Annotated in this window: 15 protein-coding genes; 6 read left to right on the top strand and 9 right to left on the bottom strand. The window is 71.7% G+C overall.

Annotated features, from left to right (window positions below; all coding sequences use genetic code 11):
* Window positions 1-24 precede the first annotated feature (24 nt).
* Window positions 25-909, top strand: a complete 885-nt coding sequence (locus PGH47_RS06290; protein ID WP_271662624.1) for an RNA polymerase sigma-70 factor — start codon at window positions 25-27, stop codon at window positions 907-909.
* Between the two features lie 248 nt (window positions 910-1157).
* Entirely contained in the window at window positions 1158-1919 is a 762-nt protein-coding gene (locus tag PGH47_RS06285; RefSeq protein WP_125526707.1) for a GntR family transcriptional regulator, read from the top strand.
* Window positions 1920-2019: 100 nt separating this feature from the next.
* Here the strand turns inward: PGH47_RS06285 and PGH47_RS06280 are convergent, their stop codons facing one another.
* The 3 genes from PGH47_RS06280 to PGH47_RS06270 form a co-directional block, all read right to left on the bottom strand.
* A complete protein-coding gene (locus PGH47_RS06280; protein WP_271662623.1) occupies window positions 2020-3177 on the bottom strand; it encodes an ROK family protein in 1158 nt (385 codons plus the stop codon).
* A 112-nt stretch (window positions 3178-3289) separates the two neighbouring features.
* Complete coding sequence (locus PGH47_RS06275) at window positions 3290-3952, bottom strand: response regulator transcription factor (RefSeq protein WP_271662622.1); 663 nt, start codon at window positions 3950-3952, stop codon at window positions 3290-3292.
* Window positions 3953-3966: 14 nt separating this feature from the next.
* Complete coding sequence (locus PGH47_RS06270) at window positions 3967-5136, bottom strand: sensor histidine kinase (RefSeq protein WP_271662621.1); 1170 nt, start codon at window positions 5134-5136, stop codon at window positions 3967-3969.
* A gap of 108 nt (window positions 5137-5244) precedes the next feature.
* Between PGH47_RS06270 and PGH47_RS06265 the strand changes: the two genes are divergently transcribed.
* Genes PGH47_RS06265 through PGH47_RS06255 form a run of 3 tightly spaced genes read left to right on the top strand, consistent with a single transcriptional unit; the run spans window position 5245 to window position 7363 of the window.
* Complete coding sequence (locus tag PGH47_RS06265) at window positions 5245-6165, top strand: ABC transporter ATP-binding protein (RefSeq protein ID WP_271662620.1); 921 nt, start codon at window positions 5245-5247, stop codon at window positions 6163-6165.
* Window positions 6166-6167: 2 nt separating this feature from the next.
* Window positions 6168-6893, top strand: a complete 726-nt coding sequence (locus PGH47_RS06260; RefSeq protein ID WP_271662619.1) for an ABC transporter permease — start codon at window positions 6168-6170, stop codon at window positions 6891-6893.
* A gap of 41 nt (window positions 6894-6934) precedes the next feature.
* Window positions 6935-7363 (top strand): hypothetical protein, encoded by a 429-nt coding sequence (locus PGH47_RS06255; protein WP_271662618.1) that lies wholly within the window; start codon window positions 6935-6937, stop codon window positions 7361-7363.
* Between the two features lie 29 nt (window positions 7364-7392).
* Here PGH47_RS06255 and mug read toward each other — a convergent pair whose 3' ends face one another.
* Together mug and purB are read right to left on the bottom strand one after the other, a co-directional pair.
* Window positions 7393-7941, bottom strand: a complete 549-nt coding sequence (mug, locus tag PGH47_RS06250; protein ID WP_271662617.1) for a G/U mismatch-specific DNA glycosylase — start codon at window positions 7939-7941, stop codon at window positions 7393-7395.
* Window positions 7942-7954: 13 nt separating this feature from the next.
* Window positions 7955-9397, bottom strand: coding sequence for an adenylosuccinate lyase (gene purB, locus PGH47_RS06245; RefSeq protein WP_126901139.1), 1443 nt, complete (start codon window positions 9395-9397; stop codon window positions 7955-7957).
* Between the two features lie 327 nt (window positions 9398-9724).
* Here purB and PGH47_RS06240 point away from each other — a divergent pair, with 327 nt between their 5' ends.
* On the top strand, window positions 9725-10783 hold the full coding sequence (locus PGH47_RS06240; protein WP_271662616.1) for a hypothetical protein: 1059 nt from the start codon (window positions 9725-9727) through the stop codon (window positions 10781-10783).
* Window positions 10784-10863: 80 nt separating this feature from the next.
* Here PGH47_RS06240 and PGH47_RS06235 read toward each other — a convergent pair whose 3' ends face one another.
* The 4 genes from PGH47_RS06235 to PGH47_RS06220 all read right to left on the bottom strand — a co-directional run bounded on the left by PGH47_RS06235 (window position 10864) and on the right by PGH47_RS06220 (window position 14638).
* Complete coding sequence (locus PGH47_RS06235) at window positions 10864-11646, bottom strand: SGNH/GDSL hydrolase family protein (RefSeq protein ID WP_271662615.1); 783 nt, start codon at window positions 11644-11646, stop codon at window positions 10864-10866.
* A gap of 72 nt (window positions 11647-11718) precedes the next feature.
* Window positions 11719-12732, bottom strand: a complete 1014-nt coding sequence (locus tag PGH47_RS06230; protein WP_271662614.1) for a hemolysin family protein — start codon at window positions 12730-12732, stop codon at window positions 11719-11721.
* Window positions 12729-14069, bottom strand: coding sequence for a hemolysin family protein (locus PGH47_RS06225; RefSeq protein WP_271662613.1), 1341 nt, complete (start codon window positions 14067-14069; stop codon window positions 12729-12731). The genes PGH47_RS06230 and PGH47_RS06225 overlap by 4 nt, the downstream gene beginning before the upstream one ends.
* Before the next feature lie 143 nt (window positions 14070-14212).
* A complete protein-coding gene (locus PGH47_RS06220; RefSeq protein ID WP_271662612.1) occupies window positions 14213-14638 on the bottom strand; it encodes a GNAT family N-acetyltransferase in 426 nt (141 codons plus the stop codon).
* Window positions 14639-14642: the final 4 nt, after the last annotated feature.

Here is a 14642-nt window from a genome sequence, read left to right as displayed (position 1 = left end):
CGGCGGGTGGGCTGGGATGGTGCCGTGACCACCGGAACCGAGACCGACGTCTTCGAAGAGCACCGTCCCGTCCTGCTGGGCGTCGCCTACCGCATGCTCGGCCGAGTCGCCGACGCGGAGGACGTCGTGCAGGAGGCATGGCTGCGCTGGTCGTCCGCCGACCGGTCCGAGGTGCGCGAGCCGCGCGCCTATCTGGTGCGCGTCACCACCCGCCTCGCCATCGACCGGCTGCGCCAGGTCAAGGCGCGCGGCGAGACCTACACCGGCCCCTGGCTGCCGGAGCCGTACGTCACCGACTTCGGGGACGCCGTCCCGGACACCGCCGAGCGAGCCGTCCTCGCCGACTCCGTCTCCCTCGCCGTCCTCGTCGTCCTGGAGTCGCTGTCACCGCTGGAGCGTGCGGTGTTCGTGCTCAGGGAGGCCTTCGGCTACCCGTACGGCGAGATCGCCGTCATGCTCGATCGCGGCGAGCCGGCGGTACGTCAACTCGCCGGACGGGCCCGCAAACACGTCGACGAACGACGCCCCCGCTACGAGGTCGACCCCGCCCAGCGACGCGACCTGACCGAGCGTTTCCTCGCCGCCGCCGCGGAGGGCGACCTGGAGGGGCTCATGTCGCTGCTGGCCCCTGACGTGCGGCTGGTCGGCGACAGCGGCGGCAAGGCGAAGGCCCCGCTGCGGGTCCTGGAGACGGCAGACCACGTTGGCCGCTTCATCGTGGGCGCCGCAAGCAAGGGCGTCGACGAACTGTCCTGGCGCTTCCTGGAGATCAACGGCGGCATCGCGGTGCTGGCCCTGTCCGGCGGCAGGCCCGACTCCGTCTTCCAACTGGACGTCGTGGACGGCCGTGTCCAGGCCGTCTACATCATGCGCAACCCCGACAAGCTGCGGTCGCTGGCCGCCCACTAGAGCGCACCGGCCCGTTCGCCCGCCGAGCCCCCTCGATGCGACGGGGGCTTTGCCGACATGTAACAAATGCCGTTCTGTACGAACGTGCCGTGAACGTTCCCGGGCGTCCCGCACATACGCGGACATGGGATGGAGGATTGGTATTGACCAAGGGTGAGGCCCGCCCTATGGTCGCAGATAAGTGCAACAACCTTTAATAAACAAGGGCGCTAAAACGCCGCCGGGCAACGGCGATTGCGGAGGACAGGGTGGGGACCACGCAACTGGAATCGGTGCCGGAACCGAAGTACTGGCATCTGAGGACCGTGCTCAGCGAGGCACTGGACTCGGAGTTCTCCGTGGGCGAGATCCTGCCCAACGAACGCGACCTGGCGGCCCGCTTCGGCGTCGCCCGGGCCACGCTCCGCCAGGCTCTCGAACAGCTCGAACTGGAAGGCAGGCTCCAGCGCCGCCGCGGTGTCGGTACGACTGTCGCGCCGCCGCGCGTGGGCGTGGCCGTCGGCACCGAGCAGCACGCCTGGCCGGGCGCGGCCGGCGACGTCTGGCAGACCGCGGACTGCGACCTGGCAGTGCCGGCCGCCTCGGTGGCCGACGCCCTGGAGAGCGGCCGGGACGAGCCCGTGCACACCGTGCACCGCTCGCGCGTGACGCACGGTCAGCCCGTCGCCGCCGAACTGCTGTACATCCCCCAGTCGTCGGTGCCCGACCTCTCCGGCATCGACGCGCCGTCCGGTGCGGCACGCGCGCGTGCCGTGCTGCGCGAACTGCACCGGCTGGAGCTGGAAGGCCAGGACAGCGCCGTCGAGCTGGGCTCGGCCCGCGCGGACGACGCCAAGGCGCTGGACCGCCTCCCCGGGGCGCCCGTCCTCGTCGTGACGACCCGCTACATCGCCGCGGGCCGCACGGCCGCGCTCTCCGTCGCCACGTACCGCGCGGACACCTGCCGCCTGACTTTCGGCGACTCCGGCGGCGTGGAGATACACGAGGACCCGCAGCGCCGCGCGTCCTGACGACCGCACAGACCCGAACACGGCCGCGCGCCCCGGACGACGTCCGGGGCGCGCGGCTGTCGTACGGAGCCCGATCATGGAATCGACCGGGCCGGGCCGGTCAGCGGCGGCCCGTCACCGTGCCCTCCACCGCGAAGAGCTGCTCCTCCACATGGTCGAGGGCGAGCCGCAGGGCGCCGGTCGCGACCGCTGCCTCGCCGAGGAGGGAGAGGGCGACGTTCGGGGGGCGCAGGCAGTAGCGGGCAAGTTCGCGCCGCAGGGGCTCCAGCACGCCGTCGAGCCCGGCCGCCCAGCCGCCGACGACGACCAGCTCGGGGTCGAGGGCGAGGACGAGCGCGGCCACGTCGTGGACCAGTCGCTGGATGAAGCGGTCGACGGCAGCGAGGGCCTGCTGGTCGCCCTCGCGGGCCTGGGCGAACACCTCGGCGACGGCGTGCTCGTCCAGCGGCCGCAGGGGTTCGTCCGTGGTCGACAGCAGGGTCTCCGGCGTCGCCTCACGGCCCAGCAGATGCAGCGCGCCGATCTCACCGGCCGCCCCGCCGTACCCCCGGTGCAACTGTCCGCCGATCAGCGACCCGGCACCCGGGCTCAGCCCGGCCAGCACCATCACCACGTCGTCGGACTCGGTCGCGGAACCCTTCCAGTGCTCGGCGACCGCCGCCGCGTTCGCGTCGTTCTCCACCAGGACCGGGCACTTGAAGGACCGGCTCAGCCGCTCGCCGAGCCGCAGCCCGGTCCACTCCGGCAGCGCGGCACCCAGCCGCACGGTGCCGTCCGCGTCCACGATGCCCGGCGTCGCGACTCCCACGGCCCGCAGCGAACCACGGGAGACACCGGCCCGCCGCAGCAGCTCGGCGACGCCCGTGCGTACCCGCTCCAGCCGCTCGTCCGCAGGCGCCGTCTCGTCCACCTCCTTGGCGATGGAGCCCAGCACCCGGCCGTCGAGGTCGGCGAGGAGCGCGGCGACCCGGTGCGCGCCTATCTCCACGCCCAGCAGGTGCCCTGCCTCCGCCCGGAACCGGAACCGCCGCGCGGGCCGCCCCTGACGCCGTACGACACTCTCGTCCGCCGCCTTCTCGACGACGTACCCCGCCTCTATGAGCCCCTCGACCACGCCCTCGACGGTCGGCCGGGACAGTCCGGTCACCCGGGTGATCTCCGTCAGCGTGGCGGCGTCCGTGGCACGCAGGGCGTGCAGCACCACCGCGGAGTTGATCCTTCGCAGCAGCGAGGGATCCCCGCCGGTCAGCTGCCCCAACGTCCGTCCTCCCAGCTCGTGCGCGTGTTGGGCGGATGCTACTCGCCGGTGCGGACCCCGGCGAGTGGTGGGCACCACCTACCTGGCCCCGGCCCGCCCGCGGCCGGGTGGATCACCCCGGTGCCACGAACCCCGACTCGTACGCCGTGATCACCGCCTGCGTGCGATCGCGTGCCCCCAGTTTCGCCAGGACGGCGCTCACATGCGACTTCACCGTCTCCGTCCCGACCACCAGCCGGGCGGCGATCTCCGCGTTCGACAGCCCCCGCGCCATCAGGCGCAGCACCTCGGCCTCCCGCTCGGTCAGCCGGGCCCGCTCCAGCCGCGCGCGTGCCGCCCGGTTCCCGCCGTCGTCGCCGTACTGCGCGGCAAGTTGCCGCACCGAGGCCGGGAACAGCAGCGACTCGCCCTCGGCGACCAGCCGCACCGCGTGCACGATCTCGGCGGGCCGGGCCCGCTTCAGCAGGAAGCCGTCGGCACCGGCGCGCAGCGCTTCGTATACGTACTCGTCGTTCTCGAAGGTGGTGACGACGAGGATCTTCGGCGGCTCGTCCACCGTCCGCAGCACCGCGCGCGTGGCCTCGATCCCGTCCAGCAGCGGCATGCGTACGTCCATGGCCACGACGTCCGGCCGCAGTTGCCGCACCAGCGGAATCACCGCGGCCCCGTCGGCCGCCTCCCCGACGACCTCGATGTCGGGCTGCGCCTCCAACACGGCCCGCAGACCCGCGCGTACGAGGGGTTCGTCGTCGACGAGCAGAACGGTGACCGGCATCCGGTCAGCCTAGATCAACTCACCGGCAGCTCCACATGCACCTGCCAGTCACCCTCGGCGGGACCGGTCAGCGCGTGTCCGCCCAGCAGAGCCGCCCGCTCGCGTATGCCACGCAGGCCGCTGCCCCTGCCGGGCCCGGGTATGTCCGCGGTCAGCGGATTGCGGATGTCGAGGGTGAGCGTGCCGTCCGCGACCCCGATGCGCACCCGTGCCGGCACGGAACCCCCGTGGCGCAGCACATTCGTCAGCGACTCCTGGAGGATGCGGTAGCCCTCCCGGGAGACCGGCCCCGGCACGCTGTCCAACGGTCCCGTCATCTCGACGTCGACCTTGGTGCCGGAGGCCCGCGCGGACTCCAGCAGCCGGTCGGCGTCCGTGAGCGTCGGACGGCTGCCGACCGGCCGCTCGGACTCCCGCAGCACGCCGAGCACCCGCTCAAGGTCCTCCAGGGCGGCCCGGCCGGTGTCCTCGATGGCGGCCAGGGCACGGTCGGTGAAGGCCGGATCACCGACCGCGCGGGCCGCACCCGCCTGCACGACCGCCACGGTCAGCGCATGGCCGATGGAGTCGTGCAGTTCGCGGGCGATGCGTGTGCGTTCCAGGAGCTGTTCGGTGCGTTCCTCCAGGGCGGCGAGGCGCTCGGCCGGGGACGGGCCCAGCAGGCGCAGCGCGAGCGCGGTGACGAGATGTCCCGAGGCCACGACCGTCCCAGCGAGGGCGACCAGCGGCACGGGCACGAGCAGGACGTGCCACCAGGCGTGACCGGTGAGGACGAACAGCCCGCCGTCGGTGTCGTCCCCGCCGAACGGTGCCGCGATCAAGTCCACGATGAAGAACAGCAGTTGAGCGGTGAGGGTCGTGGCCACGCAGCCGAGCACCAGCCGCGCCTCCAGCCACACGACGAGCCGTCCTCGGTCGCCCCAGGAGGCGGACGGTGCGACGACGATGTCCTCGCCGGCCCGGTCGTGCCGTTGACCGGTCAGCAGCAGCCTTGCCTGGAGCCCTTCCACGGTCCGCATCGCGGGCACCAGGCCCGCCGGCGCCAGCAGCGCGCCGGCCACCACCCAGGTCCACCACCCCTCCCGGACGAACAGCAGCATGGCGGGCCACACGACGGCGATGATCAGGTGCAGCAGTCGTGTGTACGTCACCGCCCGGCCGAACGGGCGCAGCAAGCGGACCATTTGGTCATCGTGCCAGCCGCCACTGACAACGGACCTCCCCCGCACGGGGGAGACGATCTCCACCGGCGGGGGAGGGCCCGGACCGGCCCCGACCGCCAGGCTGCTGCCATGACCAGCATCGAGATCCAGGCACTCACCAAGGAGTACGGCACCCGGCGCGCCGTGGACGACCTCACCTGCACCGTCCTCCCCGGCCGCGTGACCGGCTTCCTCGGCCCCAACGGCGCCGGGAAGTCCACCACCATGCGACTCGTCCTCGGCCTCGACCGGCCGACGTCCGGCACCGCCGCCGTCGGCGGCCGGGCCTACGCGACCCTGAAGGAACCCCTGCGCCACGTGGGCGCGTTGCTGGACGCCCAGGCGGCCCACGGTTCGCGCACCGGCCGCGACCATCTGCGTGTCCTGGCGGCGAGCAACCGCATCCCGGACCGCCGGGTCGACGAGGTGCTTCAGGAGACGGGGCTGTCGTCGGTGGCCCGTCGCCGGGTGAAGACGTACTCGCTCGGCATGCGCCAGCGACTCGGGATCGCCGGGGCGCTGCTCGGGGATCCCGAGGTCGTCATGCTCGACGAACCGTCCAACGGCCTGGACCCGGAAGGCATCATCTGGATCCGCGGCCTGCTGCGCCGCCTGGCGGAGGAGGGGCGCACGGTGCTGGTCTCCAGCCACCTCATGAACGAGACCGCGTCCTTCGCCGACCACCTGGTGGTCCTCGGTCGCGGGCGGCTGCTGGCGGACACCCCGATGCGCGAGTTCATCCACGCACGCGTGGAACCCCGCGTCCGCGTCCGCACCCCGGACGCCACCGCGCTCAGGACCGCGCTCGCCCGGCACGGGCACGACGCCGTCCAGCACGAGGACGGGCACTGGATCGTGCGCCACGCACGCGTGGACGACATCGGCCGGCTCGCCTCGGAGGCAGGCGTCCCCCTCCTCGAACTCGCCGCGGAGGAAGCCACCTTGGAACAGGCCTACCTCGATCTGACGGCCGGCGAGACCGAGTTCACCGCACAGCCCCAGGAGGCCTGACCATGGCATTCACGCCCGCACTCCACGCGGAATGGCTCAAGATCCGTACGCTGCGCTCGCTGCCGGGAGCGCTGCTGGCGCTGTTCGCGGTGACCACGGCGTTCGCAGCCCTGGCCGGAGCCGACGGGAGCTCCGACCCCGACTTCGACCCCCTGTTCAGCTCGTTCTTCGGGGTCCTGCCCGGCCAGATCGCCGCCGTCTCGTTCGGCGCGATGGCGGTGTCGTCGGAGTACCACGGGGGCGCCCTCCGGCTGACGCTCGCCGCGGTGCCGCGGCGCGGGCCGTGGTTCGCCGCCAAGACGACGGCCATCGCGGTGCCGGCCCTGCTCGTCGGACTGGTCACCGCCCTCGCGGCACTGGCCGTCGCCCGCGCGGGACTCGGCTCGGCGGCGAACGGACTCACGGCGGCCCAACAGGTGCGAGGCGTTCTCGGCTGCGGCGTCTACCTCATGCTCATGGCCCTGTTCGCGGCCGGTCTCACCGCCGTGCTCCGCAGCGGAGTCGCCACCCTGTCCGTCCTCATCCCGTTCATCCTCGTGGTGTCCTTCGTCGTCGGCGACGCCGTCGGCACCGTGGCCGACTACCTGCCCGACAAGGCCGGCCAGATCGTCCTGCACCAGACCTACGACGGCACCCTCGGACCGTGGTCGGGCCTGGCGGTGACCGCGCTGTGGACGGCTGCCGCGCTGCTGGCGGGGGCCTGGAGCGTGCGACGCCGGGACGCCTGACGGCGCGCCAATTGTCAGTGCCGCCGGGTTTACTGGACCCCATGAACATCGCGCGGCACATCGCCCTCATCGACGAGTTGTGCTCCCGCCCGTTCACGGCGGAGCACAGCACGTACGAGGGCGGCGAGAGCGGGCCGGGGTACCACCTCGCCGTGTTAGAGAGGAGCCACGGCGACTGCGGGACACGGGCGTCGACGGTGGAGCAGTTCGAGAAGTACCGCGACGCACTCCACGAGCCGCTCGCCGCGCGGTGGGGGGAGAAGCCCCCGTGGAACGGCCAGACCACCTTGCTGCGCACCGCGGACGAGGAGATACCCGAGCCCTGGGCCTTGCTCAGCAAACGGGTCCGCGTGGCCTACGTCTGGGAAGCGGTGGGCACGGGCCGTTGGTTGGTGCTGGCTGTCGCCGACCGCGACGAGTCCGACGACGTGGAGCTCATAGCGGTGGCCACGGAGACCGACCCGCCGTGACCACCTGACCTGACCGACCGAGCGCCTCGTCAGGCGTCGTCCGCCGCCACCCGTAGCCGCCCGTATTCCTCCGCCATCGTCGCCGCCGTCCAATGCGCGTTCAGTCCGCTCGGGTTCGGCAGGACCCACACGCGCGTGTCCCCGATCGTCCGCTCCTGCGGACCCACCTGGGCCTTGCGGTCGTCGAAAGCCGCCCGGTAGGCGGTGACCCCGACGACGGCCAGCCAACGCGGCCGCAGCCGGCCCACCTTCGTCGCGAGCAGCCGCCCGCCCTCCCGGTACTCCTCCGCGCCCAGCTCGTCGGCCCGTGCGGTCGCCCGCGCGACGACGTTCGTGATGCCGAGCCCGTACGAGAGCAACTCATCCTGCTCCGACGGCTTCAAGAGCCTCGGCGTGAAGCCGGACAGATGCAGCACCGGCCAGAAGCGGTTGCCGGGGCGGGCGAAGTGATGGCCGGTCGCGGCCGTCATCAGACCCGGGTTGATACCGCAGAACAGCACATGGAGGCCGTCCGCGACGACATCGGGGACGAGTCGGTCACGGGCGGCCGCCAGCTGCTCCTGCGTGAAGCGAGTCATACGGATAGACGGGTCAGAGGATGGCCCCGGGCGTGTAACCGGCGGCCTCCGGGCGCTGCTTCACGATCTCCTCGATCCGGCCGACGACCACGCCGACCTGGTCCGCGGCGGCGCCCGTGAAGGACAGCTTGTCGGCCATCAGCGCGTCCAGCCCTGCACGGTCCAGCGGGATCCGCTCGTCGGCGGCCAGCTTGTCGAGCAGTTCGTTGCGCTCGGCGCCCTGCTCACGCATCGCCAGCGCCGAGGCGACGGCGTTCTCCTTGATCGCCTCGTGCGCGACCTCACGGCCGACGCCCGCGCGCACCGCGCCCATCAGCACCTTGGTGGTGGCGAGGAAGGGGAGGTAGCGGTCCAGCTCGCGCGCCACGACCGCCGGGAACGCACCGAACTCGTCCAGCACGGTCAGGAACGTCTCCAGCAGGCCGTCCAGTGCGAAGAACGCGTCCGGCAGCGCGACACGACGCACCACCGAGCAGGACACGTCGCCCTCGTTCCACTGGTCGCCCGCCAGCTCGCCGGTCATCGAGGCATAGCCGCGCAGGATGACCATCAGGCCGTTCACGCGCTCGCAGGAGCGGGTGTTCATCTTGTGCGGCATCGCGGAGGAACCGACCTGGCCCGGCTTGAAGCCCTCGGTCACCAGCTCGTGCCCGGCCATCAGCCGGATCGTCTTGGCCAGCGAGGACGGCGCCGCCGCCAGCTGCACCAGCGCGGTGACGACCTCGTAGTCCAGCGAGCGCGGGTAGACCTGGCCGACCGAGGTGAAGGCCTGCGAGAAGCCCAGGTGCGCGGCGATCCGGTGCTCCAGCTCCGCCAGCTTCGTCGCGTCGCCTCCGAGGAGGTCGAGCATGTCCTGCGCCGTGCCGACCGGGCCCTTGATGCCGCGCAGCGGGTAGCGGGCAAGCAGCTCCTCGACCCGGCCGTACGCGACCAGCAGCTCGTCGGCGGCGGTCGCGAACCGCTTGCCCAGCGTCGTGGCCTGCGCGGCGACGTTGTGCGAGCGGCCGGCCATGACCAGCTCGCCGTACTCGCCGGCCAGCTTGCCGAGACGCGCCAGCACGGCCACCGTACGGTCGCGCACCAGCTCCAGCGAGAGCCGGACCTGGAGCTGCTCGACGTTCTCCGTGAGGTCGCGGGACGTCATGCCCTTGTGGACGTGCTCGTGCCCGGCGAGGTCGTTGAACTCCTCGATCCGCGCCTTCACGTCGTGCCGCGTGACCTTCTCGCGCTCGGCGATCGAGGCCAGGTCGACGGTGTCGAGGACGCGCTCGTAGTCGGCGATCGCCTCGTCCGGCACCTCGATGCCGAGGTCCTTCTGGGCCCGCAGTACGGCGAGCCAGAGCCGGCGCTCGAGCTTCACCTTCTCCTCGGGGGACCAGAGCGTGGCGAGCTCGGTGGAGGCGTAGCGTCCGGCGAGGACGTTCGGGATGCGGGGCTTGGCGGGCGCAGAAGTCACGTGTACGGAGTTTACCCGGCGTCCTGCGGGCCCCCGACGGAGCGGCCCAGGTCAGCGGTGCTGCCCGTGCGGCCCCTCCCGCCGGTCCGCGAGACGGACGGTATCGGCGCGGGCGATCGGGTGAATTCCCAGTACATCGACGCGTCCCGGTTTCCTGGGGCCTCCACATTTCGTTCATAGTCTGCAAGTCGTGGCGAGTTTGAGCGCGCGGCATCCCGGCTCCTCCCACGACCTAGCCGATCCCGGCATTCGACGCCATCGCGCCCATGGCCGGCGTCGGCTTCCCCATTTCTCCCGAGAGAAAGACGAACGACAATGCGACAGGCTTTGACCAGGGGATTGATCGCGGCTGCCGCCGCGACGAGCGCCCTGTCCCTGTACGGCACAGGCGCGTCCGCGGCCCCATTCGTGCAGGGTTCCGTGGCGAAATCCGCCGCCGCACTGCCGGGCCATTCGGATCCCTGGGACTCGGACGGGCTGAACGAGCAGCTGGACGAGAAAATCGGCAACATGCACGAGAAATTCGGCGAGGCGCAGGACCAATTCCAGGAGGTGCAGAAGAAGCTCGACAACCTGGATCTGCCGCGCCCCACCTCCAGCGAGACCACGTCGGGTCACGGCAACTCCGGCTACGGCACCGACGCGCCGAGCTCCCAGGGCTACGGTTCCGAGAAGCCGACGGACCACGGGTACGGCTACGGCAGCGAGAAGCCGACGGATCACGGTTACGGCTCGGAGAAGCCCAAGGACCACGGGTATGGCTCCGAGAAGCCGACGGACCACGGGTACGGCTACGGCAGCGAGAAGCCGACCGATCACGGTTACGGCTCGGAGAAGCCCAAGGACCACGGGTATGGCTCCGAGAAGCCGACCGACCACGGGTACGGCTACGGCTCCGAGGAGCCCAAGGACCACGGATACGGATCCGAGAAGCCGAGCGACCACGGCTATGGCTACGGCTCCGAGAAGCCCAAGGACCACGGCTACGGCTACGGCTACGACAAGCCGAGCGACCACGGGTACGGGCACGACAAGCCCCGTGACCACGGCTACGGCTATGGCTCCGAGAAGCCCGGCGACCACGGCTACGGGCACGACAAGCCCGGCGACCACGGTTACGGAAACGACCACGGCTACGGGGACGACCACGGCTACGGGGACGACCACGGCTACGGGGACGACCACGAGTGCGGCTACGGAGACGACCACGGCCACGGCTGTGACGGGCCGGACAAGAGGGGGCCGGGCAAGCCGGGCCACCCCCACATGCCCGACACGGGCATCGGCGCCGAGGGCGTCATCGGCGGCATCGCCGCCAGCGGTGCGCTGCTCGTCGCCGGCACCGTCCTGTACCGGCGCAGCCGGGCCACGTCCCGTCAGTCGTAGTACACAGGGCGCGGCGCACGACACGTAGGGGTCGTGCTGTCCGGCGCCTCAGGCAGGCGTAGGCCCGCGATCCTGCGGGCCTACGCCGCCGGACCCTCGTACGGCAGCAGTTCGGGGCGCTTCGCCGGCAGTCCGTCTCCGGAGGAGCGTCCCGTCAGCCGTCGGCCTATCCAGGGCAGCAGGTACTGACGCGCGAACCGTGCGTCGGTGACCCGCCGCGCTATCCAGCCCGGCGGCACGGTGGCCGGCATCGGCGTCCGCCACTCGGTGTCCTCGGGGTCGTAGCCCAGGCGCTGCCACACGGCCTCGGCGACCCGGCGGTGGCCCTCGGCCGTCAGATGCAGCCGGTCCACGTCCCACATGCGGGGGTCGCTGAGCGAGGCGGCGCCGTAGAGGTCGACGACGACCGCGCCGTGCCGCTCGGCCAGCTCTTCGACGCAGACGAACAGCTCCTCCATGCGCGGCCGGAACCGCTCCAGGACCGGGCCCTGTCGACCGGGGCTGCGCATCAGCACCAGTTGCCGGCATGCCGGAGCGAGCTTCTCCACGGCCTCTTCCAGCAGGCCGCGCACCCGCCCCATGTCGCACTTGGGGCGCAGGGTGTCGTTGAGGCCGCCGACGAGGGTGATCACATCGGCGTTCATCGCGGCCGCCACGTCGACCTGCTCCTCGACGATCTGCCCGATCAGCTTCCCGCGCACCGCGAGGTTGGCGTATCGGAACCCGGGGGTGCGGGCGGCCATCCGGCCGGCGAGGAGGTCGGCCCAGCCTCGGTAGGAGCCGTCGGGGAGCAGGTCCGACATGCCCTCGGTGAAGGAGTCGCCGACCGCGACCAGGCTGCTGTATGTGGGGTTCGTGTGCATGGCGACAGGAATGGTATCCCGGCTCCATACCCGCCGGTCGGTCGGGCATGAGCCGGGCACACCATCCCGCCGTCAGGCGCGCTGTCCGAACAGCTTCCGCAGCACGTCCTCCATGGTCACAAGGCCGGACAGGAGCCCGTCGCTGCCCAGCACGGCCGCCACATGCGTCCGGCTTCCCCGCATCGCGGTCAGCACGTCGTCCAGCGGTGTGCTCTCCCGTACCCGGGCGATGGGCCGCATGTCCGCGACCTGGAACGGGACGTCCTGATGGACGGCGTCCAGCGCGTCCTTCACATGCAGATAGCCGACGATACGGCGGCCGTCGTCGACGACCGGGAAGCGGGAGAAGCCCGACTCGGCCGACAGCCGCTCCAACTCCTCCGGCGTCACGCCCACGCGCGCATAGACGACGCGTTCCAGCGGAAGGACCACGTCACGCACGGGCCTGCGGCCCAGCTCCAGGGCGTCGTGCAGCCGCTCCCGCGCACGCTCGTCGATGAGCCCGGCCTCGCCGGAGTCGCGCACCAGGCGTGCCAGTTCCGCGTCCGAGAAGGTCGCCGTGACCTCGTCCTTGGTCTCGACGCGCAGCAGCTTCAGGAGCGTGTTGGCGAAGGCGTTGATCGTGAAGATCACCGGCCGTAGCGCGCGGGCCAGCGTGACCAGCGGCGGTCCGAGCGCCAGGGCGCTGCGCACCGGCTCGGCCAGCGCGATGTTCTTCGGCACCATCTCGCCGAGCAGCATGTGGAGGTAGGTGGCCAGCGCCAGGGCGATCGCGAAGGAGATCGCGCGTCCGGCGCTCTCCGGCACGCCGACCGCGTGGAACACCGGCTCCAGCAGGTGCTCGATCGCCGGTTCGGCGACGACACCCAGCACCAGCGTGCACAGCGTGATGCCGAGCTGTGCGGCCGCCATCAGCGCGGACACGTGCTGCAAGCCCCACAGCACGCTCTTGGCCCGCCGGTCGCCCTGTTCGGCGTACGGCTCGATCTGGGAGCGGCGCACGGAGATCAGCGCGAACTCGGCGCCCACGAAGAAGGCGTTGACGACCAGCGTCAGAAAGCCGATGAACAGCTGTACGGCGGTCATCGCCCGTCCTCCTTCTCACTCGCGGCGGCGTCGTCCAGCGGCGCGTGCAGCAGCACCCGCGCGGCCCGGCGCCCGGCGGCGTCCACGACATCGAGTTGCCAGCCGGCGACCTCGACCCGGTCACCCACGGCGGGGATCCGGCCCAGTTCGCTGGCGACGAGACCGGCCAGGGTCTCGTACGGCCCTTCGGGTGCCCTGAGGCCCACGCGTGCGAGCTGGTCCACCCGGGCGGAGCCGTCGGCCGAGAACAGCGCCCGGCCCCGGTCGTCGCTGCCGGCGGGGGCGAGGTCGGGCGTCTCGTGCGGGTCGTGCTCGTCGCGGACCTCGCCGACGACCTCCTCGACGATGTCCTCAAGGGTGGCGACACCGGCCGTACCGCCGTACTCGTCGATGACGACGGCCATGGTGCGCTTGCCGGACAGCCGGTCGAGGAGCCGGTCGACGGTGAGCGTCTCGGGGACCAGGAGCGGCTCGCGCATCAGCTCGGAGACGGAGACGCGGGGCCGGCGCTCGGCCGGTACCGCGAGGATGTCCTTGATGTGCGCGGTGCCCACGACCGCGTCGAGGCTGCCGCGGTAGACCGGGAACCGGGACAGCCCGGTCGCCCGGGTCGCGTTCGCCACGTCCTCGCAGGTCGCCTGGGCGTCGAGGGCGACGACCTGGACGCGCGGCGTCATCACGTTCTCCGCGGTGAGATCGGCCAGGTTCAGGGTCCGGACGAAGAGCTCGGCGGTGTCCGCCTCCAGGGCGCCCTCCCGGGCGGAGTGCCGCGCGAGGGCGGCCAGCTCCTGGGGGCCGCGAGCCGCCGCCAGCTCCTCGGTGGGCTCCACGCCGAAGCGGCGCACGATGCGGTTCGCCGTGTTGTTCAGGTGCGTGATGAACGGGCGGAAGATCGCGCTGAACCAGCGCTGGGCGTTGCCGACCCGCTTGGCCACGGCCAGCGGGGAGGAGATCGCCCAGTTCTTGGGCACCAGCTCGCCGACGACCATCAGGACGACGGTCGACAGGGCCGTGCCGATCACCAGCGCGATCGAACTCGCCGTCGAGCGGGAGATCCCCATCGACTCCAGCGGGCCGGCGAGCAGCGTGGCGATGGACGGCTCGGCGAGCATGCCGACGACCAGGTTGGTGACGGTGATGCCGAGCTGTGCGCCGGAGAGCTGGAACGTCAGGTTCCGTACGGCCTTCAGGGCGCCGGCCGCGCCCCGCTCGCCGCGCTCCACGGCCCGCTCCAGCTCACCGCGCTCGACGGTGGTCAGCGAGAACTCTGCCGCGACGAAGGCACCGCAGGCGAGCGACAGCAGGATCGCCACCAGAAGGAGGAGCACTTCGGTCATCGGGTCACCTCCGTCCCATGGTCGGACAGGGTGGGGAGGATCGCTCGATGTCTGCTACTGGGAGGCTCGCCCATGGGCGGACGCTCACACCTTTCATTGGAGGACCGAAGTGGTTCACCAATAGTAAAGGATCGGCAAAGCAGTCAGTCCGTGAGCGGCTTCACCCACCGCCGCCAGTGCTCCTCGGGCGTGTACCCGGCCGCGCGCCAGGCATGATGCGCGATCTCGTTCCGCTTCAGCACCATCGCGTCGCCCCGGCGCCCGCCGAGCCTTGTGAACCGCTCCTCCGCCGCTTCGAGCAGCGCCGCACCGATGCCCCGGCGCCGCCGCTCGGGGTGCACCGCCAGCCGGTACAGATGGCACCGCCAGCCGTCGAAGCCCGCGATCACCGTGCCGACCAGCTCACCGGCCAGCTCGGCCAGGATCAGCGCCTCGGGGTCGCGGGCGACCAGCCGTTCCACGCCGTCCCGGTCGTCGCTGATGCTCGTGCCCTCGGCGGCCGTCTTCCAGAAGGCCAGCACGGCGTCGAGGTCGTCGGCCGTCGCGGCCCGTATCCGCAGATCAGTCATGCCG

The sequence above is a fragment of the Streptomyces sp. HUAS 31 genome (assembly GCF_028198125.1).
GTDB lineage: Bacteria > Actinomycetota > Actinomycetes > Streptomycetales > Streptomycetaceae > Streptomyces > Streptomyces chartreusis.
This window is presented reverse-complemented; position numbering and strand designations above follow the sequence as displayed.

Excerpts from the sequence above, each read along its gene's own strand:
- PGH47_RS06230 (WP_271662614.1), bottom strand. The coding sequence starts at position 12,732 with ATGACCGCCGTACAGCTGTTCATCGGCTTTCTGACGCTGGTCGTCAAC.
- PGH47_RS06275 (WP_271662622.1), bottom strand. The coding sequence starts at position 3,952 with ATGCCGGTCACCGTTCTGCTCGTCGACGACGAACCCCTCGTACGCGCG.
- PGH47_RS06225 (WP_271662613.1), bottom strand. The coding sequence starts at position 14,069 with ATGACCGAAGTGCTCCTCCTTCTGGTGGCGATCCTGCTGTCGCTCGCC.
- PGH47_RS06260 (WP_271662619.1), top strand. The coding sequence starts at position 6,168 with ATGGCATTCACGCCCGCACTCCACGCGGAATGGCTCAAGATCCGTACG.
- PGH47_RS06265 (WP_271662620.1), top strand. The coding sequence starts at position 5,245 with ATGACCAGCATCGAGATCCAGGCACTCACCAAGGAGTACGGCACCCGG.
- PGH47_RS06255 (WP_271662618.1), top strand. The coding sequence starts at position 6,935 with ATGAACATCGCGCGGCACATCGCCCTCATCGACGAGTTGTGCTCCCGC.
- mug (WP_271662617.1), bottom strand. The coding sequence starts at position 7,941 with ATGACTCGCTTCACGCAGGAGCAGCTGGCGGCCGCCCGTGACCGACTC.
- PGH47_RS06220 (WP_271662612.1), bottom strand. The coding sequence starts at position 14,638 with ATGACTGATCTGCGGATACGGGCCGCGACGGCCGACGACCTCGACGCC.
- PGH47_RS06235 (WP_271662615.1), bottom strand. The coding sequence starts at position 11,646 with ATGCACACGAACCCCACATACAGCAGCCTGGTCGCGGTCGGCGACTCC.
- PGH47_RS06270 (WP_271662621.1), bottom strand. The coding sequence starts at position 5,136 with ATGGTCCGCTTGCTGCGCCCGTTCGGCCGGGCGGTGACGTACACACGA.